The following is a 25,915-nucleotide window of genomic DNA, read 5'->3' on the forward strand; positions in this document are numbered from 1 at the left end:
TCCGATAACGCTCAGGCTTATTTGCGCTCGCATTTATTTTACCCCTGCGCGGCGATAACTATCGGCCATTTTCCCATGCTCATATTTTTAATTGAGTGGAGAAACATCATGATGGTAAAAAAAACCACGTTGCTGACGGTTAATAACGTCAGCAAAAGCGTTCAGCCTACCGGTAAAAAAAAACGCCTGGTGCTGAATGAAATCAACCTGCGCCTCTACGATAACGAGGTCGTCAGCATTTTGGGGCAGTCCGGCTCGGGCAAATCCACCCTGCTGCGCATACTTTCCGGCCTGATCGCGCCGGATCTGGGCACCGTGATGCTGGGGGATAAAAAAGTCTCGGGGCCGAATCCGCAGATCAACATGGTGTTCCAGACCTTCGCCATTTTCCCGTGGCTGAACGTCTATCAAAATATCGCCTTCGGGCTGCAGGCGCAGGATCTGCCGCCGCAGGTGGTCGAAACCCAGACGCTGAAAATGCTCGATCTGGTCGGTCTCGCGCCCTACCGCGACGCCTACCCGCGCGAGCTTTCCGGCGGCATGCGCCAACGGGTCGGCTTTGCGCGCGCGCTGGCGGTAGAACCGATGCTGCTGTTGCTGGACGAGCCCTTTTCCGCACTGGACGTCTATACCGGCGAACACCTGCGCAGCGATCTGCTGCGCATCTGGAGCACGCGCCAGATCAAAACCCGCTCCATCGTGCTGGTGACCCACAGCGTAGAGGAAGCGGTGATGATGTCTGATCGCATCCTCCTGCTGGGCGCCGGCACCCTCGACGGCTGCTATCACATCGCGCAGCGCCGCGAGACGCGCACCCGCGAGGGGATGCAGCCGCTGACGGACAAAATCAGCGAGACGCTCAGCCGGCAGATCGCCGCCGCGCACTGAGCGCCGCCCTGGCCTGGCGGGACGGATCCCGCCAACTTAACTACCTGTTTATCAAGAGTCACCCCACCACGGGTGGCTCATGATAAGCGGATAATACATCGAGTTATTATCATGCATTTCATTCATACACTGCTGACGCTGCTGACCGCGTCCGTCCTGGGCGCCGCCATCGGCTACGAAAGACAATTCCGCCAGCGCACCGCCGGGCTGCGCACCAATACGCTGGTGGCCACCAGCGCGGCGATCTTCGTCCACCTGGCCATGACCATCGACGGCAGCGGCGGCGCGGTGCGCGTCATCTCCTACGTGGTCTCCGGCGTCGGCTTTCTCGGCGCCGGGGCCATCATGAAAGAAGGGATGAACATCCGCGGCCTGAACACCGCCGCCACGCTCTGGGGCTCCGCGGCGGTCGGCGCCTGCGCCGGCTGCGGCCTGTACGGCGATGCGCTAGCCGCCACGCTGTTCGTGCTCGCCGCCAACACCCTGCTGCGCCCTCTGGTCAATATGGTCAACAAACAGCCCTTCAATGACGTTAACGGCGAATCCACCTACCAGATTTGCGTCATTGCCTTCGAGCATGAACAGCGTGAAGCGCTGGCCAAATTCAAACAGGTGCTGCAAGGAGAAAACTGCTTTATCTCGCATCTGGATATCGAACCCTTTGGCGACGACGACGTGGAGATCACCGCCACGCTGATGCCGGCCTCCGTCACCACGCCGGTGCTCGACCAGACCATCAATAAACTGCTGAACGACAGCATGATGAAACAGGCCTATTACAGCCGCATCGCCGGCTCCGGCTAATGCCGTTCACTTCCAGGGAGATCCACCATGAAAACCATGCCAAAACTGGCTCATCTGACGATGTTCAAAGACATCGTTCACTGCGGAAGTTTGCACGATGCCGCGAAAAAACTGGCCGTCTCGCAACCGACGCTAAGCCGGGTGCTCAAAGAGCTGGAAATGTCCATCGGCGCGCGGCTGCTGGAGCGCAGCAACCGCGGCGTGCGCCTGACGGCGGTCGGCGAGCTATTTTACCGGCGGATAGACGCCGCCACCAATCAGTTGCTCAGCGCGTTTGACGAGCTGCGCGGCATGAGCGCCGGCGGCGAGAAGCGCCTGCGGGTGGGGATGAGCGTCGATCCGCTGCTGTGCTACCTGCCCCAGGTGCTCGAAGGCTTCAACCGCCGCTACCCGCATACCCGGGTGACGGTGGTGGAAGACGGCCCGGAAGGCCTGCTCGCCCGGCTGAGAAACTGTGAGCTGGATTTGGCGGTCAGCAGCCTGAACGGCGCGGCGGGCGGCGCCGATCTGGCCATGCAGGCGCTGAAGAGCGAGCGCTTCTCGCTCTATCAAGGGGGCGACCTGACCGGCGCCGGGCAGCCGCCGGCCGAAGCCAAATGGGTGGTGCCGCGCTCCTGCTCGGTGGGGCATGCCGCCATCCGCGAGATCGCCGAGCGTTACACGCCGCACGGCCAGATCGTCGAGACCGACTCCTTTCTGGCGACCTGGTGCCTGGTCAGGCAGCAGGGCTATATCGCGCTGCTGAGCGATCGGGTGGTCGCGCACTACGCCCCGCAGCTGCACCTGCAGAAAATCCCGACGCACGAGATCGACATCAGCGCGCGCTTTTACGTCTTTACCCGCCATGAGCCGGCCACGCCGCCGCTCAGCGCCGCCTTTATCCACCTGCTACAAACTCTGCAAACGGGTTGAACGCTCAGGCCGCTGCCCGCTGGCGCTCCAGTTCGCGCACCAGCGGGATCACTTCGCGTCCGAAGTACTCCACCTCTTCCTGGAAGTGCAGAAATGCCAGCAACAGCAGATCCACCCCGGCGTCTTTCAACGCGATGATGCGCTCGGCGATCTGCTGCGGCGTGCCGATGAGGTTGGTTTTAAACCCGTCGTTATACTGCACCAAATCTTCGAAGGTGGACTTGGCCCAGTTGCCCTCGCCCTCGGGCGAGGCCGCCCCGGCGTTTTTCACCTCGTGCCCGAAGCCCTGCACCGCCTCCGGGTTGGCGTGATCGATGATCTCCTGCAGCACCGCCTGCGCCGCCTGTTCGCTCTCGCGGGCGATGACGAAACCGTTCACCCCCACCTTCACCCGATGGTGATTGGCCTGCGCCTTGCTCTGGATGTCCTCCACCTGCCGGCGAATGCCCTCCACGCTGTTGCCATTGGTGAAATACCAGTCCGAGACCCGCGCCGCCATGTCGCGCGCCGCGCGTGAGCTGCCGCCCTGGAAAATTTCCGGCAACGGCGCCAGCGGCTTCGGCTTCAGCGAGTAGTCGCGGAAACGGTAGAAATCGCCGGCGAAGGTGAAGCTGGGTTCAGTCCAGATGCCGCGCAGGCAGCGGATAAACTCTTCCGAACGCAGGTAGCGCTCCTCATGATCCAGCCACGGCTCGCCGATGGCCTTGAACTCGCCGCGGAACCAGCCGCTGACAATGTTCACCGCAATGCGCGCGTTGGAAAGATGGCTGATGGTGGCGATCTGTTTGGCCGCCAGCGTGGGGTTCCACGGCCCCGGCAGCAGCGCGGCGATCACTTTCAGTTTCTCGGTGGCGTCCAACAGGGCCTGTGAGAACGACACCGATTCGTGCTGGTTTTCCGCGCCGTAACCGGCGGTGAAGCGGATCTGGGTAAGCGCGTAGTCGAAACCGGCGCGCTCGGCGATCTGCGCCAGCTTGCGGTTATAACCGATGTCCCAACCGGTGCGCTGCGGGATATTGCTGATCACCAGGCCGCCGGAAACGTTCGGCACCCAGTAGGCGAACTGAATCGGCTGCTGCGAGTGGTTTGCTGCTGACATGCTTCTCTCCCTCTGACCGTCGGCGCCGTTATGCGGCGCGCATATAACCATTATTGACTTACAAATATTGAAAACATTGTTTTGGTTATAAAACCGATAGCAGGATGTGTGCCAACCGCCGCATTAAGGCATCTGGCTGAAAAACCGGGCGTTTAAAGCCAGCGAGTTCGGGCGGGTGCTGCATTGGCAACAGCGGCTGACGGGCGGCTGTTGGTTATGCAACAAACCGCTTACCCCGCCAATCCAACCGTTCACCCGGCGGATCTGACCGCTGACCGAAATACGCCTGTCTTCCCCCCTTACCCCCGGCGATGATGAGCTGTTCCTAAACCCGCCTTACCTCGGGAAAGACGCTACGGCTCACCGCGCCACTCTGACATCTCTTACAAGCGGATGAGTTCATTCATATTTTGCAGACTGGAATTAAGGATACCTCATGAAACGAGAGGGGATTTTAAAGCACATTCCGTGGATGCTGCTGGGGATACTCGGCGCAGCCTGCCTCGGCGTGGTGGCGCTGCGCCGCGGCGAACACATCAGCGCGCTGTGGATCGTCGTCGCTTCGGTGGCGGTGTATCTGGTGGCCTACCGCTACTACAGCCTGTACATCGCCACTAAGGTGATGAAGCTGGACGCCGGCCGCGCCACCCCGGCGGTGGTCAACAACGACGGCCTGAACTATGTGCCGACCAACAAGAACGTGCTGTTCGGCCACCACTTCGCCGCCATCGCCGGCGCCGGGCCGCTGGTGGGGCCGGTGCTGGCCGCGCAGGTCGGCTACCTGCCCGGCACGCTGTGGCTGCTGGGCGGCGTGGTGCTGGCGGGGGCGGTGCAGGACTTTATGGTGCTGTTCATCTCCTCGCGCCGCAACGGTGCCTCGCTCGGTGAGATCATCAAAAAAGAGATGGGGCCGATACCGGGCACCATCGCGCTGTTCGGCTGCTTCCTGATCATGATCATCATCCTGGCGGTGCTGGCGCTGATCGTGGTGAAAGCGCTGGCGGAAAGCCCGTGGGGCGTGTTCACCGTCTGCTCCACCGTGCCGATCGCGCTGTTTATGGGCATCTACATGCGCTACCTGCGCCCCGGCCGCGTGGGTGAAGTGTCAATCATCGGCATCGTGCTGCTGGTGGCCGCCATCTGGTTCGGCGGCGTAGTGGCGCACGACCCGTACTGGGGCCCGGCGCTGACCTTTAAAGACACCACCATCACCTTCACGCTGATCGGCTACGCCTTCGTCTCCGCTCTGCTGCCGGTATGGCTGATCCTGGCGCCGCGCGACTACCTGGCGACCTTCCTGAAAATCGGCGTGATCGTCGGGCTGGCGATCGGCATCGTGATCCTCAACCCTGAGCTGAAAATGCCGGCGGTGACCCAGTTCGTCGACGGCACCGGCCCGGTGTGGAAAGGCACCCTGTTCCCGTTCCTGTTCATCACCATCGCCTGCGGCGCGGTCTCCGGCTTCCACGCGCTGATCGCCTCCGGCACCACGCCGAAGCTGCTGGCCAATGAGACCGACGCGCGCTTTATCGGCTACGGCGCGATGCTGATGGAGTCCTTCGTCGCCATCATGGCGCTAGTGGCGGCTTCCATCATCGAGCCGGGCCTGTACTTCGCCATGAATACCCCGCCGGCGGCGCTGGGCATCACCATGCCGGATCTGCACCGCCTGGGCACCGAAGACGCGCCGATGATCATGGCCTCGCTGAAGGACGTGACCGTGCATGCGGCGGCGGCGGTCAGCTCCTGGGGCTTCGTCATCAGCCCGGAACAGATCCTGCAGACCGCCACCGACATCGGCGAACCTTCGGTGCTGAACCGCGCCGGCGGCGCGCCAACGCTGGCGGTGGGCATCGCCCACGTGTTCCACCAGATCATTCCGGGCGCCAACATGGGCTTCTGGTACCACTTCGGCATTCTGTTCGAGGCGCTGTTCATCCTGACCGCGCTGGACGCCGGCACCCGCTCCGGCCGCTTTATGCTGCAGGATCTGCTGGGCAACTTCGTGCCGTTCCTGAAGAAAACCGACTCGCTGGTGGCCGGCATCGTCGGCACCGCCGGCTGCGTCGGGCTGTGGGGCTACCTGCTGTATCAGGGCGTGGTGGATCCGCTCGGCGGCGTGAAGAGCCTGTGGCCGCTGTTCGGCATCTCCAACCAGATGCTGGCCGCCGTGGCGCTGGTGCTGGGCACCGTGGTGCTAATTAAGATGAAGCGCACCCAATACATCTGGGTGACCGTGCTGCCGGCGGTGTGGCTGCTGATCTGCACCACCTATGCGCTGGGCCTGAAGCTGTTCAGCGACAACCCGCAGCTGGAAGGCTTCTTCTTCCTGGCCGGCGAGTACAAACGCAAAATAGCCGAGGGCGGCGCCGAGCTGAGCGCCCAGCAGATCGCCAACATGAACCACATCGTGATAAACAACTACACCAACGCCGGGCTGAGCATTCTGTTCCTGCTGGTGGTGTACAGCATCATCTTCTACGGGGTGAAAACCGCGATGGCGGCGCACAAAAACCCGAAACGCACCGACCAGGAAACGCCTTACGTGCCGGTGCCGCAGGCCGCGCCCACCGACGGCGTAACTGAGGGGGAGGTCAAAGTTTCGACCCAGCATTGATGTGATTTAACGGATACCCTGCATAATAAACGTTAAGTAGTACCCAAAGCCGCACGGCCTACGTATCGCAAGATGCCAGGCGTGCGGCGCGATGCAATCGAGATACCCGGGGCGACCCGGAGGTGGGGCATCCCTGCGGGAACCCCATCCCCCGGCTTCCCCTAATATCAGGCTTAAGCAAGCGCTGTAGTGATGCAGGGTAAAGTTGGAGAAGGCTTATGTTCGGAAATCTCGGCCAGGCGGGGAAATATCTTGGGCAGGCGGCGCGCATGTTGGTGGGCGTGCCTGACTACGATACCTACGTCCAGCACATGAAAGACAACCACCCGGACAAGCCGGTGATGACCTATAAAGAATTTTTCCGCGAGCGCCAGCAAGCGCGCTACGGCGGCGACGGCAAAGGCGGCATGCGCTGCTGTTAACCCGCAGTCACAAGGACCCGTATGAAACCCATTGCAGTCACCATCCTGACCGGCTTTTTGGGCGCCGGCAAAACCACCCTGCTGCGCCACATCCTGAACGCCGAACACGGCTATAAAATCGCGGTCATCGAGAACGAGTTCGGCGAAGTGCCGATCGACGACGCGCTGATCGGCGATCGCGCCAGCCGCATCACCACCCTGAGCAACGGCTGCATCTGCTGCAGCAAATCCAACGAGCTGGCGGACGCGCTGCTGGATCTGCTGGACGGCGTCGACAGCGGCCAGCTGGCGTTCGATCGGCTGATCATCGAATGCACCGGCATGGCCGATCCCGGCCCGATTACCCAGACCTTTTTCTCGCACGAGATCCTGTGCGAGCGCTTCCTGCTGGACGGCATCATCACCCTGGTGGACGCGGCGCACGCCGACCAACAGCTGAGCCAGTTCAGCATCGCCCAGGCGCAGGTGGGCTACGCCGACCGCCTCCTGCTGACCAAAACCGACGTGGCGCCGGACTGCGAGGCGCTGATCCAGCGGCTGCAGCGGATGAACGCCCGCGCGCCGGTGTACAAGGTGACGCACGGCGACATCGATCTGAGCGTGCTGTTCGACATCGAAGGCTTCACGCTGAACGACAAGCTGAACCTGACGCCAGCCGCCCCGCTGTTCCGCCGCATCCCGCAGCCGCAGAGCGACATCCGCTCGATCGTAGTGACGCTGGAGCGCCCGCTGCCGCTGATGCAAATCTCCGAAGTGATGGAAGGCCTGCTGCTGGAATACGCCGACAACCTGCTGCGTTACAAAGGCATTTTGTCTATCGAAGGCGAGCCGCGCCGCCTGCTGTTCCAGGGCGTGCAGCGGCTGTACAACGCCGACTGGGATCGGGAATGGCTGCCTGAGGAAGAGCGCAAGAGTACGCTGGTGTTTATCGGCGTGGACCTGCCGGAGGAGGAGATTCGGGGAAGGATTGGGGGGTTGGGGTAAGATAAACCATTCCCCAGGCCAACACGGCCCATATCCAGCAAACTCAAGGATGAACGATGGCAAACAACGTGATGATAGTAGGATTAAAGGCGCTTAACCTGTGCGCGAGCGCCTATATCGTCATCAAACTGAGCACGGTGTTAGCCATCGGCATCATGTTTCTTATTGTCTCTTACGCCGGCGTAGAGGACGTTGGGCTATCCAATCTCCTCGCCGGGGCGCTCATCATTCTGCCGCTGTTGGTCGGCCCCCTTATCGTCTGCGCCGTCGCCGCCTATCTCAACCTAAAGGCGCCCTATCGTAAAAAAGCGCTGTTCTTTAGCCTGCTGTTGGGCAGCCTCTCTGCGGTTGGCCTGCTGCTGCCCTACACGCGCGAGTTCGCGCTATCCACGGCAGCCGCCAGCGCCCTGGCATTGGGCAGCGCGCTGGGGATTTTTGCTTTATCGAGGAGGTGTGTTCAAGCGTTGTAGTGTCTGAGATGGTCGAGAAGGCGCTATTTAAGAATGGCTAGTTCAATTTCCAAGTAAAACCTCATCATATAACTCACGCAAATAGGGTATTTCTTGCAGTGAAGAAGACTGCATAACTACCGTCTTCTTTTTTGAACTGAAAGATTAGCGCTATACTTTCTGCCGCTCAATCATTTCTCTAAGCTCATCAATAGAAAGCGTTTTATCTTTTTTACGATGAATGATGCTATGGCAGTTAGCGCAAACGGGCACCAGATCGGTTTGAGGATCTACTGTTTTCTTTCCGCCAAATTCCGAGACCGGCACCACGTGGTGGATATGGATAAACCCTTCAGCATAGTCCCCGTAAAAGGCCTCAAAGTTGAAACCACAAGCACAGCAAGTTGAACCGTGTAACTTCAGGGCTGCACGTCTTAACTTGGGATTACGCTCATATTTGGTGGTGAAATAACCAATCTTTGCCCCTTCTTGAGGAGTGTCCGCAGATTCTAGACTTTGGTTGTAATCCTCTTCTTCAATCACAGACTCAATCACCGGGCCAAGTACCGCCTGTGCCACAATTGCCTGATAAATGTCCTTAGTGATTGGCCGCACGCCATCACGCCAATAGTTCGATTGGCGACTTGCCGGGATCACCTCGAAATAACCTGTGGCGGTCTTTGCCAACAGCGGTTTAGTGAAAGGCTGAAAATCCTCGACTATCGCGTATAATTCCCCATTCTGCGCATTTGGATCGGAATAAACATAGGCAATAGTAGCTACCGCAAAGTAATGCGGTTCATCCGTCATTCGTTCATCTCGGTAGAGCTTATCTCTCAACTTACCTTTGTAGTAAACCACTCGAGTACCAGGAGTAAGCATAGCGGTGTAACGCTTAGGGAAGTGATACTCCTCACCGGTCTTATCATCCCACTTTGACTCATCCATTTCTGCGATTACGGTAAACGGCATACGGATATCCACATAAAAAGTAAACCATGTGAATATATCCAAATCCATTGATTTATTAAATATTTTAAGAGATGAAATATTTTTCAGATTAAATATTAGAGAAACCGATAAAGATAACAACCAACATTATTAGCCGTGAAATAGTAATAGGCAGTTACAATGCGGTTGATTATTCAGCAAAAACTCTGAGGGTATTCAAAATATCAACCGCATTGGGTCTTAAAGGAAATCTATTCCTCCATGGAAAAATCTCTGCCAGTAAGTTTGAAATAGCACCCCTGCAAGACCAAATCATGGCGATTTTTTAGTACCAACGGATGTAACAACGGATTTTCCCTATGTTCCCCGGTGAAATTTACCTGCAAACGCTCCAAAGCATAATGAAGCAAAGGCATCCGCTGAGTAATCAACAAATGCCCATCTCTCATCGCATAATCACTGGCAATAATCGCGCGTTGAGCAGCATTCAGCTCTGGATTCGGTACGACAATGGCTGTCACAAAAGTGTTCCATTCACTATCTTTATCCCGCCCTCTGTCCGAGGCATCAAGCAACTCAGGAATACCGCGAAAACGGCTCATGACGAAGTCCAAATAATTCCCTTTTTTCTCACAATAAGCTCGAACATGCCAACGAATCCCATCATAAACCAATGTGTGCGGAACAATGTTGCGGCCACTTTGCTCCCCAGAGTTGAGGGAAACATAATCAACATCCACTCTCAATTGATAACGCGCCGCCTGCACCAATCCGCGTACCATTATTGGGTTAACATGACGAGTTGGGACGCTCAAGATTTCGATATGACCATATCGAAGATCCATTAATGGCAGAGTAGCTCCCTTATCAAAGCATTCATTCGTCTGCTGTTTTTCCTGATGCAGCAGCATCAGGTATTCATCAACTTTCCCTTCACTGAACTTTGGTACAAATTGCGCGGTCGGCCTGAATCCCTTTAGCTTAGAATCATACTCTACGCCGTTCAGCGCATAATTATTTATATACCAATTGATATCTCGTGATGCCTGTTGGCGGCCTATATTAAAAGCAGTACAAAGGTGGTTAGTCGTCAACCGCCCCTCCCATTGCAACACGATCTCAAGCAAGCGAAAACGTAGAGTCTGATCCCAAGTTAGCCCAACCATAGCCATATATGCTCCGAAATGCGACATGTTCAACTAACCAGTATCGGAATATCTTTCAACATCTAATATACTGGTTCTATTCACAACATTCAGGTTAGAAAAAACAATGTGTTATATAACTTCAACAAAGAAATCTCACTTTACCTTTATCGACTGGATTTTGGAATACCTTTGTAGAGACATAAAATTGCAACTTTGTGAAACTAAATCAAGACGAATCATGTTTATACAGTGATAAACATCTACAAGCATGCGATGCGAAGAGAGAACAAAGTATAATCAACCTTCAAATTAGGATAATGCATGAGAATCGAACGGGCTTATAGCATTGAATTAGGAAAAGATATTACAGCAGAAGAGGCTGACAAATTATTCGCTGAAAAGATCGTAGCATCAAAGCATCTATTTAAATGCCCTGAAAAAAATTGCTTAGCTCAAGTCACATGTGCCAACCTGGACAGACCAAAACGACTGCGCAAACGCGATCCTTATTTTAAGTTTGTTTCCGAGCATAGCCCTGGTTGCCAACTTGAAGCCGAAACGGACGAAGACCTACGACGAGTAAAATCAGTCAGAGAAGACCCTGAAGCCCTTCCTTTTATACGAGATGATATTGTTGACATTGACTTGTCTCCACTAAATATGCGTTTTATTCGTGATATTCCCTCTTCAGGGGATGAAGAAGACATAACAAAGCGTCAACGAAAAATAGCGGGTGAGGAGCAAGAAGATAATAACCAACGTCGTCACTCCAGAAAACGACTTTCTGGTTTGGTTAATTCGTTTATTGCAAAAGAGAATTTCTTCCTAAATACAGCTGAAGGTAAGCTCCACTTAAGGGATTTCTTCATCAGTATTAATGACAGAAAAGACTTAAGCACATATATCGATGAGCCACGAATTTACTATGGTAAAGCGTGGATTAACCGTAAAGATGACTACTACTTGGTCCGTTTCGATAATGAGATGAAAGCAGGAATGATAAAATATAAACCAACATTTTTTATCCCTTCTCGCCTTGTTGATAGCTCCGAATACCGTAGAACCTCACGAGAGAAGCTGGATGAGCTTGCGATGGCCACGCCACCAAGACCTCTATATTTATTTATTTTTAGCGAGTTACCGCCCGTTAAAAGCAATGTTGGTGATTATATCAATTTCAAATTAGACGATTTAACCTATTTATATTACCTTCCATGGGGAAAGAAAAAATAAAACAAGAAAGCGTAAGCTCTCTTACTGGCACTTCCCTCATGAATAAAAAGATGCTGCACTTCAGGATCCTAGCTCGCATAATTTTTTATATACGGCCCAACTCCCCGTGCGAGCTCATCGCCGTGTACTGATTCTGCAGCCCAAAAACAGGTAGCACCACCACGCTCAGATAGAAAATAGTGTTACCAAACGCTGAACGCGCCAGGTTGACTTCGCCCGGCGTTAACGCCCGCGTGATCTCTTTCTGTTGTGGCTCCATCCTGGAACTCCTTGTTCTGAAAGAGTTCAATGAAATGCAATTTTTTCATTTAATGTCAATTATATATGCGTTATGAAAGCATCAGGACGATCTGGTTTTTACTAAAGTGAAAAGCGCATCACCCCGTGGCTGATAATTGAAATGAGCCATACAGGGCAAATCCCTAACACAAAAAACCACCTACCGGTGGCTTCTTGTTCGCACTGTACTAACGCTGCCAGATGATGAGCTACCGCTCTCATCTTCACTGACGTAATCACACATTCAGCGTGTTTTTAAATATCGCGCCTGAAGTTGCAAGCGGTCTTATCTGTGCAAATCACCGACGGTAAGTATTTGTCCTCTCGCACCTTGGTTGGGATAACCGCACACTGTTTGCTCAGTTCTAGCCTGCGTGTTGCCCTAACGGTCATCGACTTATCCTGGGGAATAACGAAATTAACTTCAATTTTTTCTGGCTTGTCTCCAAACCACAAGCCAATCGTACCTTTGGCCTGTACCATCTCCTCCCCTTTCTCATCAAAAACATAGTAACTGCCAGTGCCACTACGATTTTCTAGTATACGGATTGGACCGCTGGGATAATTATTGGCAATGGCATCATTCTCCCACAAGTCTCGTACACAATATGCCATTCCTGCTGTACCCGGTGTTCCCGAAAAAGTATCCACGACTTTATTCGTACTGCAGGCTGACAAAGCAAGAAAGGACATAAAAAATAGAGGTTTAATAGACATTTAATCAAAGCATCCCTGGCTTTATTTTGGAAGTGCTTATCATATCACTGATACACTTTATTGAGAATGAATATCAATATCACATGAATGATGCATCTCTACACGAATTTGCCAACTGATGCGCTAGATAAGCTATTTCATCAGATCGATTATGAGCCCTCTCACTGGGCAGCAATCATGCCAGTCGCATCAGCAAATCTCGGTCAAATCAGTCTCAATGGCACTGAGCCAAGGCGTATCGCGATATATGAATGACCCCAAAACACACAACTCTACTTATGAGTTAGCAAGGAACAAAGGCAGGGGACTGTTCGCAACCAAATTCCAGGCACAAAAAAACCACCTTTCGGTGGCTTCTTGTTCGCGCGGTACTTAATGGTGCGAAGGCCGGACTCAAATCACCAATCAAGTTACTGAAAAATATAATATTATTAAAAACAAATCAAGATTATGCCCCCTTTTGTGCCCCCAGTATAAATTTCGTGAAACGCTGGAAGATTATACTATTGCTCTGACAACAGCATAAAATTCAACCATACAAAGAGCTCGGTTAGGTTCCGTGTCACGAACCCAAACCAAAAATTATTGTTACGCATAATTTACTGTCGCTATTTTCTGATCGCAGCTTTTATTTCTTGGACTCACAGCCACAAAAAAAAGATTTATAGAAAAACTGTTCACCCTATACACCATTTAAATTTATCCTTTTATTTCAATGAATTGATTGATGTATAGCTACCTTCTCGGTGTACACCCCCTGTTCACCTACAGGGTGAACAGCCTGAACCGCAGGTACAAAAAAACCGGCCTGAGCCGGTTTGGGGAGCTTGTCGTTATGATATTGGCCGTTCAACAGCCTATAGGATGCCCTGGTGTTGCTGCATGTATTCGGGGCACTGCCACTATAGGCGGCGCGACGATTGAGCGTCCAATGGGTTCGGCAGATCGATTCACTCATCATCACACCGATCCGCACTTCGGCAACTAGGCTGTGCTTATCTGGGACAGGTAAGGCGATCAATTCCGGAAAAATTTGTGACCCCGACGTAGCCCCCGAACCAAGAGGGATTACGTGGCGCGTGTTAATTGATGAAATTTAACACAAGCAAGTCATATTAATTTTTAACATCTGCAATGCATTAAGTCAGTTCATCGCCGCATGGCGTCGATAATTATACATAGAGATCCCCAACAGCAATACAGCCAGCGCGGCAGCCAACGCGAAGGAAAAACGGTAGCCCAAGCTGGCGGTCATCCCCACCATCAGCATATTGCTGACCATTTCCCCGATATCGCGCGAGCTTTGCACCATGGTCATGTCGGTGCCCGCCTGATCGCCCTGCGCGGCGAACTGCATGCCGGCAGTCATGATGGCGACCGAGGTCACGCCGGAAGCCAGCGCGCCTCCCATCACCGCGGCGATCACGCCGCCGGGTTGCAGGCCCCAGTTGGCCATCGCCAGCCAGCATAACGCGGCACCCAGCGCGCAACCCAGGCCAACCGCGAACGCCTTCCACACCCCGAGCCGGCTCACCAGCCAGGCGCCGCCGCCGCACCCGAGCACCAGCGTCACCATGCCGCCGGCCATGCCTATCTGGCCGATCTGCGCCGGCGTCCAACCGTGATCGGTTAAAAACAGCTTGGCCAACCCGAAGCCGGATACCGCGGTCACCGCCGACAGCAGCGTGAGCGTCAGCAACCGCGCCGCACCGCGACGGCGCAGCGTGCGCAGCAGGCTGGCCGGACGCGAAGCGGCGCGTTCGGGCGGCAGATCGGCGTGTTGCCGGAAGCGGCCAATCGCCAGCAGGCTGGCGGCAGGGAAGATCGCCATCGCCAGCAGCGCACCCTGCACGCCGACTCTGGCGCTCAGCATCATCATGCCCGCCCCGCCGACGAAGAAGCCGCTCATCACCCCGGCGATTTGAATGGCATTGACGCGCGACAGCAACTCACCGCTGACGTGTTCCGCCGCCATGCCGTCGGTGGCGATATCCTGCGTAGCGCTGGCCAGCGACGCGACGACCAGCAGCGCGACGCACAGCCCGGCCGCCGCTGCGGAAATGCCGACCGCGCTGAGCAGGATCAGGCACAGCGTCACTACGCACTGCAGCGGAATAATCCAACTGCGGCGGCGTCCGAAGCGCGGCGACCAGTGATTGTCCACCAGCGGCGCCCAAAGAAACTTCACCACCCAGGGCAGCCCCACCAGCGGCAAAAACGCCAGCGCCTGCAGGCTGGCGCCGTCATGGCGCAGCAGGGTCGGCAACGCATCCATGGCGATGCCGATCGGGATGCCCTGGCTGAAATAGAGCAGCCCCAGGGTCAGCACCAGATGCCGATGTTGCAATAGTTGTCGCATATTTTACTCCGATTGGCGCGGCCAGGCGCCGCGCGATTGCCATAACAAGGCGCCGGCGGCGAACAGGGCCGCGCTGACCAACAATAAAGCGCTGTCCAGCCAGTACAGGCCGGGGCCGGCGCTGAGCATATGGCCGAGCGCCGCCGCCAGCAGCGCCGTGCCGCCGACCATTCCGCTGCCGAACAAGAGCCACCCCGGCCAAACCCGCCACGCCGACAGCGCCACCGTGCCCCACATTCCCCAAAACAGCCATGCGGCAGGGAACGCCGCCAGCGGCCGGGCGGCCAACAGCAAACTTCCCGCCACCGTCAGACCGCAGCAGACGCCGGTGATAAAGCGCGCGGCACGGCGCTGCGGCTGCCGCAGGCACCACAATCCCAGCCCGCTCAGCGCCAGCGTCGCCGCGCCGAACCCGGCCAGAAAATGCAATGCGCTCACCGCCGCCGCCGCCCGCGGCAACCAGGCGTATTGGCCATAGTGCAACGGCTGCACGGCGATGAACGCGCGCGTCCATGGCCCCTGACGAGCGGCGCTGCGCCGCATCAGCGCCGGCTGCTCTCCGCTGCCGAAACGAAATTGCTCGAACAGCGCGCTGCTGGGAATGCCGCGGATGACGCCTCCCACCGCCAGCAGTGCGCCATCCGGCGCGCGCTGCAGGGTTTGCGGCGTAAATTCCGGCGCCTGGCGCCGCAGCGCCGCCAGCGTCTGCGCGGGAGTACGCCCGGCGTCAGGCATCGGCGGCGCGGGCTGCGCGCCGCCCATCAACTGCGCCATCACCCGCTGCGGCGCACCGGGGCTGACGCGGTCGGCCAGCAGCACCGTACCGAGCGCGCCAAGGCCGGACAGCGCGCCGGTCAAAGCGAACATCACCAGCCACGGATAGCACCAAAGCCCCAACAGATTGTGCAGATCGAACAGCAGCACCCGCAGCCCCTGACGCCGCCGCAGCTGCAACAGCTGGCGCAGCCGTCGGCCATGCAGCGCGATCCCGCTGATCAGCAACACAGTGAACGCAATGCCGAACAGGCTGAGAAACACCCGACCGGGAAAGCCGAGAAACAGGTTCTTGTGCAGCGTCACCAACAGCGTGGTCGGCGCCGTCAGGCTGATCGGCCGCCCGCTGACGGCGCTCAGCGCAAGGGCGCAGTCGTCCGGGGCGCGGCAAAAGCGAATCACCGGATAACGCGCGCTCGGCAGTATGACGTAAGGCGCCGCGCCGTCTTCACCGTAGGCTTTCGCGTCGTCCAGCAGCTGCGCCAACGGCCGTTGCTCGCCGCTCATCGTCACGCCGTTCCACCACAGCGTGAAGCTGTCGCCGGCCAGGCTCCAGCAGCCGGTGAACAGGATCACGAACAGCGCGCAGCCGAACAGCGCGCCGCAGCCCCGATGCAGCGCCGCCAACGCCCGTCGCGCGACGGCGTTCATCGCCACGCCTCCAACAGCGCCAGCGGCAGCGGCCACCACAGCCAGGCGCGCAGCAGCGTGCGACGCCAGTCCGGCGCCAGCAGGCTATATGTCAGCAACGCGATGCCGCCGAACAACGCCAGAAACAGCGCGCCGTAAAGCCGATCGAGCGGGTCGGCCGAGGGGTAGCCGCGCGCCAACAGCAGCGCCAGAGTAACGCCCCCCATGGCGCTGCCGAGGCACGCCGCCCATACGCGCGGGCTCATCAGAACTCGGCCTTGACGGTGAACATCAGGTTGCGCGGTTCACCGTAACGGTTGTTCCACTGCGGCGAGAACAGCCCGGCGTAGTAACGGCGATCGAACAGGTTGTTGACGTTGAGCGCCGCCGACCAGGTCTCGTCGATGCGATACCCCAGCCGGGCGTTGACCAGCGCATAGCCGCCCTGACGCAGCGTCGTCGCGCCGTTGGCGCTGCTGAACGCGCTCTGCGCCTGGATGCCGCCGCCGATGCTCCACTTGCGCTGATCCCACGGCAGATCGTAATCGCTCCACAGCCGCAGCATATGACGCGGCGTCAGGCTGTTGTAGGCGCGCCCCTGGTTGCTGACGTCGCGGGTGTAGCGCGTGTCGGTATAGGTGTAGCCGAGCGTGACGTCCCACCAGGGCGTGAGATAGCCGCGCCCTTCCAGTTCGAAGCCTTCGCTGCGCGCCTTGCCGCCGCTGATGTACCAGGTATCGAAACCGCCGCCCGGATGATCGGGGTCCACCTGCGGATTGTTCTCCAGATCGATGCGGAACGCCGCCGCCGAGAGGTTGAGCGCGCCGTGCATCAGCGACGCCTTCACCCCGCTTTCCAGCGTGCGGCCTTCAACCGGCTTCAGCATCTGCCCGCTCCAGGTTTTGCCGGTCTGCGGCTGGAACACCGTGGCGTAGCTGGCATACCACGACCAGTCTTCGGCGAAGTCCCAGATCAGGCCGCCGTAGGGCGTCAGGCGCGCGTTCTCCTCCAGGCTGTCGCTGGGTGAACGCAGCTGCCACCAGCTCTCACGCGCGCCGGCCACCAGCGTCAGCGGTTCCGCCAGTTTGATGCGGCCCATGCCGTACACCCCGCGCTGAATGGTTTTGGTCGATCCCGGCGAACCGTAGGCGCCGATCGCCGGCTTCGGCACGCCGTGCGGATCCCAGCGATAGACGTTAACCGGCACCTGAAACGCCGGATCTAACTGCGCAGTGAACTGCTCCTCTTCGGCATGGGTGTAGCTGGCGCCGACGATCAGCTCGTGCTGTCGTCCCCAGGCGTCGATCTTGCCGTTCAGGCTGGCATCCAGCCCCAACTGCTGATTGCGGAAACGATAGGCGCCCCCCATCAGCGCCGCGCCGTCGCCGGTGGCCGGATCGACGTTGCCCCAGGCACCGGCATACAGCAGCCGCGACTTGGCATACAGATAATCGCTGCTCAGCTTGAGCTGCCAGGCGTCGTTCAGCCGCTGCTCCACGGCGGCGAACAGTCGCGTGGTGTCCCATTTGAAGCGATCCCAGTCCACGTCCAGATAGGTGCTGCGCGGCAGGTGCAGATCGCTGCCGTCTTTCCCCATCGGCACCCCGGCCATGTTGGTGACGGAATCGATGGTCTGGTACTGCGCGCCGACGCGCAGCAACGTGTCCGGCGTCAGATCGGCATCGACGGTGGCGTACAGCAAACGGGTTTTCTGATCCGAGACGCGATAGAAATAATCGCGGTCTTCCCATGCCATCACCGCCCGGCCGCGTACGCTGCCCGAGGCGTTCAGCGGGCCGCCCACGTCCGCTTCGCCGCGATACTGGTTCCAGCTGCCGGCGCTGGCGGTAAACTGCGCGCGGTTTTGCGCCAGCCCGTGCTTGCGCACCATGTTGACCGTGGCCGCCGGGTTGCCGAGCCCGTGCAGCAGGCCGTTGGAGCCGCGCAGGATCTCCACCCGCTCGTACACCGCCATGTCCTGCGGCGAGCTGGCGGTATTGCCCAGCAGCGTCGGCACGCCATCCAGTTCGAACGAATCGATCTTGAAGCCGCGCGCATACCACGCGGTGGTCAGCAACACGAAGGGGGCGCTGGTGACGCCGGTGGCGCGCGTCATCACCGCGTCCAGCGAAGTGAGGTTCTGTTGGTCCATCTGCTGGCGATCGATCACGCTGACCGACTGGGCCACTTCACGCGGTTTCAGCGGGATTTTCCCCAGCGTGGTGACGCCGGGAGCCACATAGTCATCCCGCGCCGCCGCGCCGGCGGTCACGGTGAGGGTATCTTCTTTTACGTCCGTTTTGGCCGGCGCATCCTGCGCCAGCGCCCCGGTGCCGCACAGCGCGCACAGCAACGCGCCGCGGCGCGTCGCGGCCGCCACTGGTGAGAGATGAATGAGTCGCATGTTTTTCCCTGGTTGTTATTGTTAAATGATAATCGTTATCAATCTAACAAAACGGCCGCCGCGACTTTTTCGATTGCCGGAGTTTCTCTATCGATCGCCGGTCATTTTCGCCTGGCAGAAACGGGCGAACCACCCCCCCGCCTCGCGCAGCGCATCCGGGCTGCCCGCCGCCGTCAGCCGCCCGCCTTCCAGCACCCATACCCGATCCGCCCGACAGGCCAACGCGGGATCGTGGGTGACGACAACCCGCGTGCCGGGCCAGCCGGCCAGCAGGGCCGCCACGCGCTCGGCGTTGCGCCGATCCAGACTGGCGCCCGGTTCATCCAACAGCAGCCGGGGAGCCCCCTGCAGCAGCGTGCGCGCCAGGCACAGCCGCTGCTTCTGCCCGCCGGAGAAACGATCGCCGTCGCTGCCGACCTCTTCTTCCAGCACGTCGGGCGGCAGATCCAGCGCCGCCAACAGCGCCAGCAGACGCTCATCGCCGATATCCGTTCGCCCCTGGGTCAGATTCCAGCGCACGCTGCCGCGCAGCAGGCGATTGTCTTGCCACATCACGCCGCGCCCGCTCGCCAATTGCCGCGCCGACAGCGCGCGCACGTCACGGCCGCCGTAGAACACCCGCCCCGCCGTCGGATCCTGCGTGCGCGCCATCAGGCTCAGCAGGCTGCTTTTGCCGGCGCCCGAAGGGCCGACGATCGCCAACATCTCTCCGGCGGCACAAGCTCCGCCTATCTCCCGCAACCGCCAACCGCCGTGCGCCGCCGCCAGGCTCAGCGCCTCAAGCGCGATGCCGTCGTCCTGCGGCGCCGGGCCGTCCCGCTCCGGCAACGGCAGCGCGGGCGCCGCCAGCGTCTGGCGCAGTTGGCCCCAGCCGTTCTTCAACTGACGCAGCGCCTGATCGAGGTGAGAAAGCTGAAGCAGCGGCTCCAACGAGCGGGCCAGAACAATCATCAGCGCCAGCCATTGGGCGGCGTTCAGGCGCTGCGCCAACACCTCATGGGCGCCGAACCACAATGCCGCCAACAGCGTCAGCTGCAACCCGGCGCTGAACAGCAGATGATACGGCAGGCTTTGGCGCAGCAGCGCGGCATACGCTCGATGATGGCTATCCAACCGCTGCGTCAGCGCTTCGGCGGCGGCGGCCTGCCCGTAGCCGAAGCGCAGCAATGCCTGATGACGGGCAAACTGCATCAGCGCCCCTTCGATATTCTGGTTGGCCTCCCCCAGCTCCCGCTCTCGCCGGTGCAGCCGGACCGCCGAACCGCGCAACACCAGCGCCAGCAGCACGCCGGCCGCCAGCAACGCCAGCGCCATTCCCAGGCTCTGCCAGGCCAGCCCGGCGACCAGCGTCAACGGCGTGACGATCGCGCCAACCAGCGGCGCCAGCAGGTGCGCCGGCGCCGACATCGCCTGGCCGATCGCCCCGGTCAACAGGCCCGGCGCCTGCTCCTGCGGCGACAGCGCGCGCGGCAGACGGCGGAACAGCGCCCGCAGCAACGCGTTCATCACCGCGCCGCCGGCGAAGAAACCGCGGGTGGCCGCCGCATACTGCACCGCCAGCGCGAGGGGCGTGGCCAGCGCCAGCAACCCTAACCAATGGCCGGGATTTTGCCGCCAGCTCGCCACCGCCGCCGCCAGCAGCAAGGCGCAGACGCCCTCCAGCGCCGCGGCCAACGCCATCAACAGCAGCGCCGGGGCTAGCGCCTGCGCCAGCTCACGCTTCATCGTCCACCTCCCGGCGCTCGGCCAACGCCGCCAGCAGCGCCGGATGTTGCGCCAGCGCGGCGGGCGTGCCGACCGCCAGCAACCGCCCCTCCGCCAGCACCGCCACCCGATCGGCGCGGCGGCACAGTTCCGCGTCGTGCGTTGCCACCAGCCGAGTGGCGGGCAGCTGCGCCAGCGCCGTCAGGATGCGTTCGCGACTCTGCCGATCCTGCGCCGAAGTCGGTTCGTCGGCCAACAGCAGCGGCCGCCGCGCCAGCAACGCCCGGGCAATGGCGAGACGCTGCGCCTCCCCGCCGGAAAGCGACGGCGCCTCATCCAACCGCTCCTGCAAACGCGCCGCCAGCCCCAGCGCGGCCAGCACGCGCCGCAGCTGCGCCGCCTCCGCCCCGGCGGCGAACAGCGTCAGGTTGTCGCGCAGCGACATCGCCGGCGGCGCATGCTCCTGCGGCACCACGGCCACCATCTGATTGAATGCCTGCGCCGAAAACGCGTCGGCGGGCACGCCGTTGAGCGATACCGTTCCGCTATCCGGCTCGCTATAACGAGCGATCAACCGCAGCAGCGTGCTTTTACCGCTGCCCGACGCCCCGACAATCGCCAGCCATTCCCCCGGTTCGACGGCCAGATTGACGCCCTGCAACAACCAGCGTTCGTCCTGTCGGCAACCGAGATCGCTCAGCCGCAGCGCCGCCCCCTGCGGCGCCGAAGCGATCGCCGAGCGCTCTCCCCAGCGTATTTCGGGATGCGCCAGCAGCGCCCGAATGCGGCCGGCGGCCAGCGTCGCCGCGCGCAATGCATCGCCGCCGTGCCCCATCGCCATCACCGGTTGCGACACGCTGCGCAACAGCAACACGAACAGCGCCAGCTCCGCCAGCGTGAGATCGGGCGCCAGCCAGCGGGCGCCGAGCAACAGCCAGCCGGCCGACAGCGCGGCGCTGAGCAGCAATTGGGTCACGGCGCCGAGCGCGCCGATACGCCGCAGCCAGCGGTGAAAGGCGGCGAGAAAGTCCCGCAGGCTCTGCCGGGCGCGCGCTTCGATGCCCGCACCGGGAAACTGGCGCGCCAACAGCGGATGCGCCGCCAGCTGCCGATAATCGTCGTTCAACTGCCGAAACGCCCGATCGCGTTGTTCAAACGCCGGCCGCAGGCGCGGCGAACGGATGACGCGAAACAGCAGCGCGGCCGCCAGCAAAGGTATCAGCGCGAACAGCAGCAGCGGCCACTGCACCGCCGCCAGCAGCGCCAGCGCGCAGCCGGGCACGACGGCCAGCTGCACCAGTTCCGACGGCGCATGGGCCACCAGCTGATGCAGCGCCTGAATGTCCTGCGACAGCGCCCGGGCGGCGCCGCTCTCGCCCTGTCGCACAAACCAGTTCAGCGGCAGGCGTGCCAGCTTGGCGGCCAATTGGCTGCGCAGCCGGTGGCACAAACGCGCGTCAAGCAGATGAGTCAGATGCAGCGCCAGCGTTTGGGCGAACAGCCACAGCGCCAGGCCACCGGCGGCGACGCCGAGCCAAAAGGGATAGGCCGCCGGTGAGGCGTCCACCAGCCGGGCGATCGCCAGCCAGGGAAACAGCGAGCTGACGCCGGCCAGCGCCTGCAGCGCCAGCGCGGAATACAACATGATGCGGAAAGGACGCGTCAGCGCCCGCAGGTCACTCAGCATGAGATCCTCCACGGCAAAGGCGCCTACTGTAGCCACAAGCGGCGGGCGCCTTCATCCGCAAAGGCTTTCGTCGGCGGGACTTTTTCTTTCGATTGCGTGGCTAACGCTTTTTGACGTCGCAGGGCATGACGCCAAAACGCTTGCGGAAAGCGACGGAGAAGTGCGCCGGCGTATAACCCACCTGCCAGGCGACGGTGGAAACGTGCAGATCCTGCTCGCTCAGCAAGCGCCAGGCGGTTTGCAGCCGGTGCTCCTGCAGCAGGCCGAACACGCTGGCGCCAAACAGCTGGCGGAACCCTTGCGTGAGTTTGCGGGTATTCAACCCGGCGCGTTGCGCCAGTCGATCCAGGCTCGGCGGCTGCTCCATCTCCGCCAACAGGATTTCACGCGCCAGCTGCAGGCGCGCCACGTCCCGCGCAGCCAGGCGCACGCCAACAGACGGCGCGGCGGCGCTGCGGTTCCAGCATTGATGCAGGCAATGCGCCGCCAGTTCGTTGGCCTTGGCGCTGAACCACAGCCCGCGCTGAGACTCGTGCAACGGGCAGGCGAACAGCTGCCGGGCCTGGCCAATCAGCGCTGCCGGCGCCGCCAGCGGCACCAACTGCGCATGCCGCCGCCCATCGAGGCCGGGCGGCAGGCGGACATCGTTCTGTTCCAGCCAGGCGGCGGAGAACTGCAGCAGGGTGTAATCGAGCGGTTCGCCGGCCTGGAACAGGTTGTTCAACACGAAGTCGTCCCGCCCGGCGGCCAGCAACAGCGAAGGGCCGTTCAGCTCCACCTGCGGCCCCGCTCCGCTTTCACAGCGCAGACGCCCGCGGCGGATCACCACGATCTTCAGGCCCGCGCGGTGGGGTTCATCCAGCTCGATATCGACGTCGGCGGCCAACACGCCGCGCCGCGCGCGCAGCATGTCCGACAGCGCATAGTCCTGCGCTTGCTGATGATATTCCTGCAGTAACCGTTGAGGGGACGTAGACATGTTCGCCCTGCCTGTGAGTGATGACGCCGACGTCGGCGAGGTTTTTGATAGTGATTCTCATTAGCAATATAAGGCCGGCCGACGGGTTTGTCTATTGAGGCGATGGATGAAAAATCGGCAGATCAGTTACCAACCCAATACGGCCCCGCCGCCACCGACTCGCGCTCGATCAGGCTGGCCGGGAAACTGGGGCGCTTGCTCAGCTCGCCGCCGTCCAGCATCGACAGCAGGCGGTTGATGGTCTCCTGGATCATCTCGGTGACCGGCATCTTCATGCTCGACAGCGATGGCACGGTATAGGGCGCCAGCGGGATGTCGTCAAAGCCGATGACCGATACCGCCTCCGGCACCGCCACGCCGCGCTCCGCCAGCCGCTTCATCGCGCCGATGGCCATCTCGTCGTTGCCGGCGACGATGGCGCTGAACGGCTGCCCGCCGGCCAGCAGCGCATCGACCGCCGCCACGCCGCTTTGCGCGTGCCATTTTCCTTCGACGATCAACGCCTCGTTAACCGCAATGCCCTGCTGCGCCAGCGCGGACTTGTAGCCGGAAAGCCGCTCCAGCCCGGTGGGGGAATCGAGCGAGCCGGTGATAAAAGCGATGTCGCGATGGCCGCGCGCGATCAGGTGCGCCACCGCCGCCGCGCCGGCGGCGTGCTGATCGCTGAAGATGCAGTAGCTGTCGTTCAGCCGCAGCCGCCGGTTGATCACCAGAATCGGCTGGCGGTGTTGGGAGACGATCTCGTCCATTTCCGCGATCGACAGAAAACGCGGATAGATAATCACCCCGTCGCAGCGCAGATCCAGCAAAAACTGAATGGCGGCCCGCTCCTCTTCGGCGGTGTGCTTGCCGTCCGCCAGGATCAGTTGGCGGCCGTTCGCCTCCATGATGCGCGCCGACTGCGCCATCAGTTCGCTGAAATAGTTGCCGCTGTAGAGAGTGTTGGTGACCACCAGACCGAGGGTTTGGGTGGTGTTGGTCGCCAGGCTGCGCGCCAGCAGGTTGGGCCGATAGCCGGTTTCCGCAATGGCTTTATCCACCAACGCGCGCTTCTCCTCGCTGACATAGCCGCTACCGGACAAAACGCGCGACACCGTCGCCTTTGAAACGCCGGCCTTTTTCGCCACCTCGAGTATCGTTGCCATCTGTGCGCCGCCAAAATCCATGGGTTCAGCGCAGTCTACCCAAGACGCCCGGCGTTTGGAACGTTTTCACGCCCCTGCACATCGGTATGCGCTTACCTCTGACGATCCAGATCACGAAAACGAAACGCCAAAAATCATAGTTCTTGCCAACAACAAAACACCAATACATGATTTTGTGAAACCGGTTTCTTACGGGCGTTTCATACGGATGGAACGACGGATCGCCCAGGCAGTAAATATTCGCCTTTGGGCTATCCGAATTGCTATCTGAGAGACGACACGCCATGCCGAAGAACTACGCAGAGATCTCGCACGCCATCATGGCCGCCCTGGGCGGCACGGGCAATATCGAGGCCGTGACCCACTGCATGACCCGCCTGAGATTCGTGGTGAAAGACAAAGCGCGGATCGACACGCCGGCGCTGAAGGCCATCGACGGCGTGCTGGGCGTGGTGCACAGCGGCGAGCAGTGCCAGGTGATCATCGGCAACGAGGTGGCCAAGGCCTATCAGGCGGTGCTGGCGCTCGGCATGCCGGGCGCGGCGGCCCCCGCCGCCCCGGTGAAACGCAAGCTTACCCTCAAGGGCATCGGCGCCGGCATTCTCGACGCGCTGGTGGGCACCATGTCGCCCCTGATCCCCGCCATCATCGGCGGCTCGATGGTGAAGCTGCTGGCGATGATCCTGGACATGGCCGGGGTATTCGAGAAAGGCTCCTCGACCCTCGTCATCCTCAACGTGATCGGCGACGGCGCGTTCTTCTTCCTGCCGGTGATGGTCGCCGCCTCGGCGGCGCTGAAGTTCAAAACCAACATGTCATTGGCGATCGCCATCGCCGGGGTGCTGGTGCATCCCAACTTTATCGATCTGATGGCCAAGGCGGCGCAGGGCCAGGCGGTGGAATTCGCCTTCATCCCGGTGACGGCGGTGAAATACACCTACACGGTGATCCCGGCGCTGGTGATGACCTGGATCCTGTCGCACATCGAACGTGGGGTGGATCGCATCACCCCGGCGGTGACCAAGAACTTCCTCAAGCCGATGCTGATCGTGCTGATCGCCGCGCCGATCGCCATTCTGCTTATCGGCCCGCTCGGCATCTGGATCGGCAGCGGCATCTCTGCGCTGGTCTACACCGTGCACGGCTACCTGGGCTGGCTCTCCGTGGCCATCATGGGGGCGATTTGGCCGCTGCTGGTGATCACCGGCATGCACCGGGTGTTTACCCCAACCATCATCCAGACCATCGCCGAGACCGGCAAAGAAGGCATGGTGATGCCTTCGGAGATCGGCGCCAACCTGTCGCTAGGCGGCGCTTCGCTGGCGGTGGCGCTGAAAACCAAGAACCGCGAGCTGCGCCAGACCGCGCTGGCCGCCGCGGCCTCCGCCATCGTGGCGGGGATTTCCGAACCTGCACTGTACGGCGTGGCGGTGCGCCTGAAGCGGCCGCTGGTCGCCAGCCTGATCAGCGGCTTCGTCTGCGGCGCGGTCGCCGGCATCGGCGGGTTGGCCAGCCATTCGATGGCCTCGCCCGGGCTGTTCACCAGCGTGCAGTTTTTCGATCCGGCCAACCCGATGAGCATCGTGTGGGTGGTGGCGGTGATGGCGCTCTCGGTGGTGCTGTCGTTCGCGCTCACGCTGATGCTGGGCTTCGAGGATCTGCCGGAAAACGCCGCCGCGCCCGGCCAAACCGCACCGGCGGCGAACGCCGCCAGCGCAACGCATTGAGAC

The 25,915-nt window shown here is 60.3% G+C and carries 22 protein-coding genes; 9 read left to right on the forward strand and 13 right to left on the reverse strand.

Annotated features, from left to right (window positions below; all coding sequences use genetic code 11):
• Positions 1-108 precede the first annotated feature (108 nt).
• From FOT55_RS03535 to FOT55_RS03545, 3 genes are all read left to right on the forward strand, one after another.
• Complete coding sequence (locus FOT55_RS03535) at positions 109-888, forward strand: ABC transporter ATP-binding protein (RefSeq protein ID WP_147823105.1); 780 nt, start codon at positions 109-111, stop codon at positions 886-888.
• Positions 889-999: 111 nt separating this feature from the next.
• Positions 1,000-1,692 carry an MgtC/SapB family protein gene (locus FOT55_RS03540; RefSeq protein ID WP_019453282.1) on the forward strand — a complete coding sequence of 231 codons (693 nt, stop codon included), beginning with the start codon at positions 1,000-1,002 and terminating at the stop codon, positions 1,690-1,692.
• A gap of 27 nt (positions 1,693-1,719) precedes the next feature.
• Positions 1,720-2,604: a LysR family transcriptional regulator gene (locus FOT55_RS03545; protein ID WP_147823106.1), complete on the forward strand. Its 885-nt coding sequence runs from the start codon at positions 1,720-1,722 to the stop codon at positions 2,602-2,604.
• 4 nt (positions 2,605-2,608) lie between these two features.
• Here FOT55_RS03545 and sfnG read toward each other — a convergent pair whose 3' ends face one another.
• Positions 2,609-3,703 carry a dimethylsulfone monooxygenase SfnG gene (gene sfnG, locus FOT55_RS03550; protein ID WP_025305137.1) on the reverse strand — a complete coding sequence of 365 codons (1,095 nt, stop codon included), beginning with the start codon at positions 3,701-3,703 and terminating at the stop codon, positions 2,609-2,611.
• Positions 3,704-4,139: 436 nt separating this feature from the next.
• Between sfnG and FOT55_RS03555 the strand changes: the two genes are divergently transcribed.
• The 4 genes from FOT55_RS03555 to FOT55_RS03570 all read left to right on the forward strand — a co-directional run bounded on the left by FOT55_RS03555 (position 4,140) and on the right by FOT55_RS03570 (position 8,196).
• Positions 4,140-6,320, forward strand: a complete 2,181-nt coding sequence (locus FOT55_RS03555) for a carbon starvation CstA family protein (RefSeq protein WP_147823107.1) — start codon at positions 4,140-4,142, stop codon at positions 6,318-6,320.
• A gap of 218 nt (positions 6,321-6,538) precedes the next feature.
• Positions 6,539-6,742, forward strand: coding sequence for a YbdD/YjiX family protein (locus tag FOT55_RS03560; RefSeq protein WP_004953088.1), 204 nt, complete (start codon positions 6,539-6,541; stop codon positions 6,740-6,742).
• A 21-nt stretch (positions 6,743-6,763) separates the two neighbouring features.
• Positions 6,764-7,726, forward strand: a complete 963-nt coding sequence (gene yjiA / locus FOT55_RS03565) for a GTPase (RefSeq protein ID WP_147823108.1) — start codon at positions 6,764-6,766, stop codon at positions 7,724-7,726.
• 56 nt (positions 7,727-7,782) lie between these two features.
• On the forward strand, positions 7,783-8,196 hold the full coding sequence (locus FOT55_RS03570) for a hypothetical protein (RefSeq protein WP_060434080.1): 414 nt from the start codon (positions 7,783-7,785) through the stop codon (positions 8,194-8,196).
• A 150-nt stretch (positions 8,197-8,346) separates the two neighbouring features.
• Here the strand turns inward: FOT55_RS03570 and FOT55_RS03575 are convergent, their stop codons facing one another.
• Together FOT55_RS03575 and FOT55_RS03580 are read right to left on the reverse strand one after the other, a co-directional pair.
• Complete coding sequence (locus FOT55_RS03575; protein WP_187181928.1) at positions 8,347-9,147, reverse strand: HNH endonuclease; 801 nt, start codon at positions 9,145-9,147, stop codon at positions 8,347-8,349.
• Between the two features lie 230 nt (positions 9,148-9,377).
• Positions 9,378-10,298, reverse strand: coding sequence for a WYL domain-containing protein (locus tag FOT55_RS03580; protein WP_043136272.1), 921 nt, complete (start codon positions 10,296-10,298; stop codon positions 9,378-9,380).
• A gap of 297 nt (positions 10,299-10,595) precedes the next feature.
• On the opposite strand from FOT55_RS03580, the gene FOT55_RS03585 reads away from it, so the two are divergent.
• Complete coding sequence (locus FOT55_RS03585) at positions 10,596-11,507, forward strand: hypothetical protein (protein WP_043136275.1); 912 nt, start codon at positions 10,596-10,598, stop codon at positions 11,505-11,507.
• Between the two features lie 85 nt (positions 11,508-11,592).
• On the opposite strand, the gene FOT55_RS25385 is transcribed toward FOT55_RS03585, so the two are convergent.
• From FOT55_RS25385 to FOT55_RS03630, 10 genes are all read right to left on the reverse strand, one after another.
• Positions 11,593-11,766 carry a hypothetical protein gene (locus FOT55_RS25385; protein WP_154618042.1) on the reverse strand — a complete coding sequence of 58 codons (174 nt, stop codon included), beginning with the start codon at positions 11,764-11,766 and terminating at the stop codon, positions 11,593-11,595.
• Between the two features lie 275 nt (positions 11,767-12,041).
• Positions 12,042-12,503 (reverse strand): hypothetical protein, encoded by a 462-nt coding sequence (locus FOT55_RS03590; protein ID WP_142590963.1) that lies wholly within the window; start codon positions 12,501-12,503, stop codon positions 12,042-12,044.
• 1,144 nt (positions 12,504-13,647) lie between these two features.
• Positions 13,648-14,862, reverse strand: a complete 1,215-nt coding sequence (locus FOT55_RS03595) for a RhtX/FptX family siderophore transporter (RefSeq protein WP_147823109.1) — start codon at positions 14,860-14,862, stop codon at positions 13,648-13,650.
• A gap of 3 nt (positions 14,863-14,865) precedes the next feature.
• Entirely contained in the window at positions 14,866-16,287 is a 1,422-nt protein-coding gene (locus tag FOT55_RS03600) for a PepSY-associated TM helix domain-containing protein (RefSeq protein ID WP_238476085.1), read from the reverse strand.
• Positions 16,284-16,532 carry a hypothetical protein gene (locus tag FOT55_RS03605; protein ID WP_049279053.1) on the reverse strand — a complete coding sequence of 83 codons (249 nt, stop codon included), beginning with the start codon at positions 16,530-16,532 and terminating at the stop codon, positions 16,284-16,286. The genes FOT55_RS03600 and FOT55_RS03605 overlap by 4 nt, the downstream gene beginning before the upstream one ends.
• Positions 16,532-18,670 (reverse strand): TonB-dependent siderophore receptor, encoded by a 2,139-nt coding sequence (locus tag FOT55_RS03610; RefSeq protein WP_187181929.1) that lies wholly within the window; start codon positions 18,668-18,670, stop codon positions 16,532-16,534. Before FOT55_RS03610 ends, FOT55_RS03605 begins: the two co-directional genes overlap by 1 nt.
• Before the next feature lie 87 nt (positions 18,671-18,757).
• Positions 18,758-20,395, reverse strand: a complete 1,638-nt coding sequence (locus FOT55_RS03615) for an ATP-binding cassette domain-containing protein (protein WP_147823111.1) — start codon at positions 20,393-20,395, stop codon at positions 18,758-18,760.
• Positions 20,385-22,061, reverse strand: coding sequence for an ATP-binding cassette domain-containing protein (locus FOT55_RS03620; protein ID WP_147823112.1), 1,677 nt, complete (start codon positions 22,059-22,061; stop codon positions 20,385-20,387). The genes FOT55_RS03615 and FOT55_RS03620 overlap by 11 nt, the downstream gene beginning before the upstream one ends.
• Before the next feature lie 100 nt (positions 22,062-22,161).
• Positions 22,162-23,040: a helix-turn-helix transcriptional regulator gene (locus tag FOT55_RS03625; RefSeq protein WP_147823113.1), complete on the reverse strand. Its 879-nt coding sequence runs from the start codon at positions 23,038-23,040 to the stop codon at positions 22,162-22,164.
• 122 nt (positions 23,041-23,162) lie between these two features.
• Entirely contained in the window at positions 23,163-24,185 is a 1,023-nt protein-coding gene (locus FOT55_RS03630; protein ID WP_145956992.1) for a LacI family DNA-binding transcriptional regulator, read from the reverse strand.
• 284 nt (positions 24,186-24,469) lie between these two features.
• On the opposite strand from FOT55_RS03630, the gene ascF reads away from it, so the two are divergent.
• On the forward strand, positions 24,470-25,912 hold the full coding sequence (gene ascF, locus FOT55_RS03635; protein ID WP_147823114.1) for a PTS cellobiose/arbutin/salicin transporter subunit IIBC: 1,443 nt from the start codon (positions 24,470-24,472) through the stop codon (positions 25,910-25,912).
• Positions 25,913-25,915: the final 3 nt, after the last annotated feature.

It is taken from the genome of Serratia bockelmannii (assembly GCF_008011855.1).
Classification (GTDB): Bacteria; Pseudomonadota; Gammaproteobacteria; order Enterobacterales; family Enterobacteriaceae; genus Serratia; species Serratia bockelmannii.

Excerpts from the sequence above, each read along its gene's own strand:
- FOT55_RS03535 (WP_147823105.1), top strand. The coding sequence starts at position 109 with ATGATGGTAAAAAAAACCACGTTGCTGACGGTTAATAACGTCAGCAAA.
- FOT55_RS03540 (WP_019453282.1), top strand. The coding sequence starts at position 1,000 with ATGCATTTCATTCATACACTGCTGACGCTGCTGACCGCGTCCGTCCTG.
- FOT55_RS03545 (WP_147823106.1), top strand. The coding sequence starts at position 1,720 with ATGAAAACCATGCCAAAACTGGCTCATCTGACGATGTTCAAAGACATC.
- sfnG (WP_025305137.1), bottom strand. The coding sequence starts at position 3,703 with ATGTCAGCAGCAAACCACTCGCAGCAGCCGATTCAGTTCGCCTACTGG.
- FOT55_RS03555 (WP_147823107.1), top strand. The coding sequence starts at position 4,140 with ATGAAACGAGAGGGGATTTTAAAGCACATTCCGTGGATGCTGCTGGGG.
- FOT55_RS03560 (WP_004953088.1), top strand. The coding sequence starts at position 6,539 with ATGTTCGGAAATCTCGGCCAGGCGGGGAAATATCTTGGGCAGGCGGCG.
- yjiA (WP_147823108.1), top strand. The coding sequence starts at position 6,764 with ATGAAACCCATTGCAGTCACCATCCTGACCGGCTTTTTGGGCGCCGGC.
- FOT55_RS03570 (WP_060434080.1), top strand. The coding sequence starts at position 7,783 with ATGGCAAACAACGTGATGATAGTAGGATTAAAGGCGCTTAACCTGTGC.
- FOT55_RS03575 (WP_187181928.1), bottom strand. The coding sequence starts at position 9,147 with ATGCCGTTTACCGTAATCGCAGAAATGGATGAGTCAAAGTGGGATGAT.
- FOT55_RS03580 (WP_043136272.1), bottom strand. The coding sequence starts at position 10,298 with ATGGCTATGGTTGGGCTAACTTGGGATCAGACTCTACGTTTTCGCTTG.
- FOT55_RS03585 (WP_043136275.1), top strand. The coding sequence starts at position 10,596 with ATGAGAATCGAACGGGCTTATAGCATTGAATTAGGAAAAGATATTACA.
- FOT55_RS25385 (WP_154618042.1), bottom strand. The coding sequence starts at position 11,766 with ATGGAGCCACAACAGAAAGAGATCACGCGGGCGTTAACGCCGGGCGAA.
- FOT55_RS03590 (WP_142590963.1), bottom strand. The coding sequence starts at position 12,503 with ATGTCTATTAAACCTCTATTTTTTATGTCCTTTCTTGCTTTGTCAGCC.
- FOT55_RS03595 (WP_147823109.1), bottom strand. The coding sequence starts at position 14,862 with ATGCGACAACTATTGCAACATCGGCATCTGGTGCTGACCCTGGGGCTG.
- FOT55_RS03600 (WP_238476085.1), bottom strand. The coding sequence starts at position 16,287 with ATGAACGCCGTCGCGCGACGGGCGTTGGCGGCGCTGCATCGGGGCTGC.
- FOT55_RS03605 (WP_049279053.1), bottom strand. The coding sequence starts at position 16,532 with ATGAGCCCGCGCGTATGGGCGGCGTGCCTCGGCAGCGCCATGGGGGGC.
- FOT55_RS03610 (WP_187181929.1), bottom strand. The coding sequence starts at position 18,670 with ATGCGACTCATTCATCTCTCACCAGTGGCGGCCGCGACGCGCCGCGGC.
- FOT55_RS03615 (WP_147823111.1), bottom strand. The coding sequence starts at position 20,395 with ATGAAGCGTGAGCTGGCGCAGGCGCTAGCCCCGGCGCTGCTGTTGATG.
- FOT55_RS03620 (WP_147823112.1), bottom strand. The coding sequence starts at position 22,061 with ATGCTGAGTGACCTGCGGGCGCTGACGCGTCCTTTCCGCATCATGTTG.
- FOT55_RS03625 (WP_147823113.1), bottom strand. The coding sequence starts at position 23,040 with ATGTCTACGTCCCCTCAACGGTTACTGCAGGAATATCATCAGCAAGCG.
- FOT55_RS03630 (WP_145956992.1), bottom strand. The coding sequence starts at position 24,185 with ATGGCAACGATACTCGAGGTGGCGAAAAAGGCCGGCGTTTCAAAGGCG.
- ascF (WP_147823114.1), top strand. The coding sequence starts at position 24,470 with ATGCCGAAGAACTACGCAGAGATCTCGCACGCCATCATGGCCGCCCTG.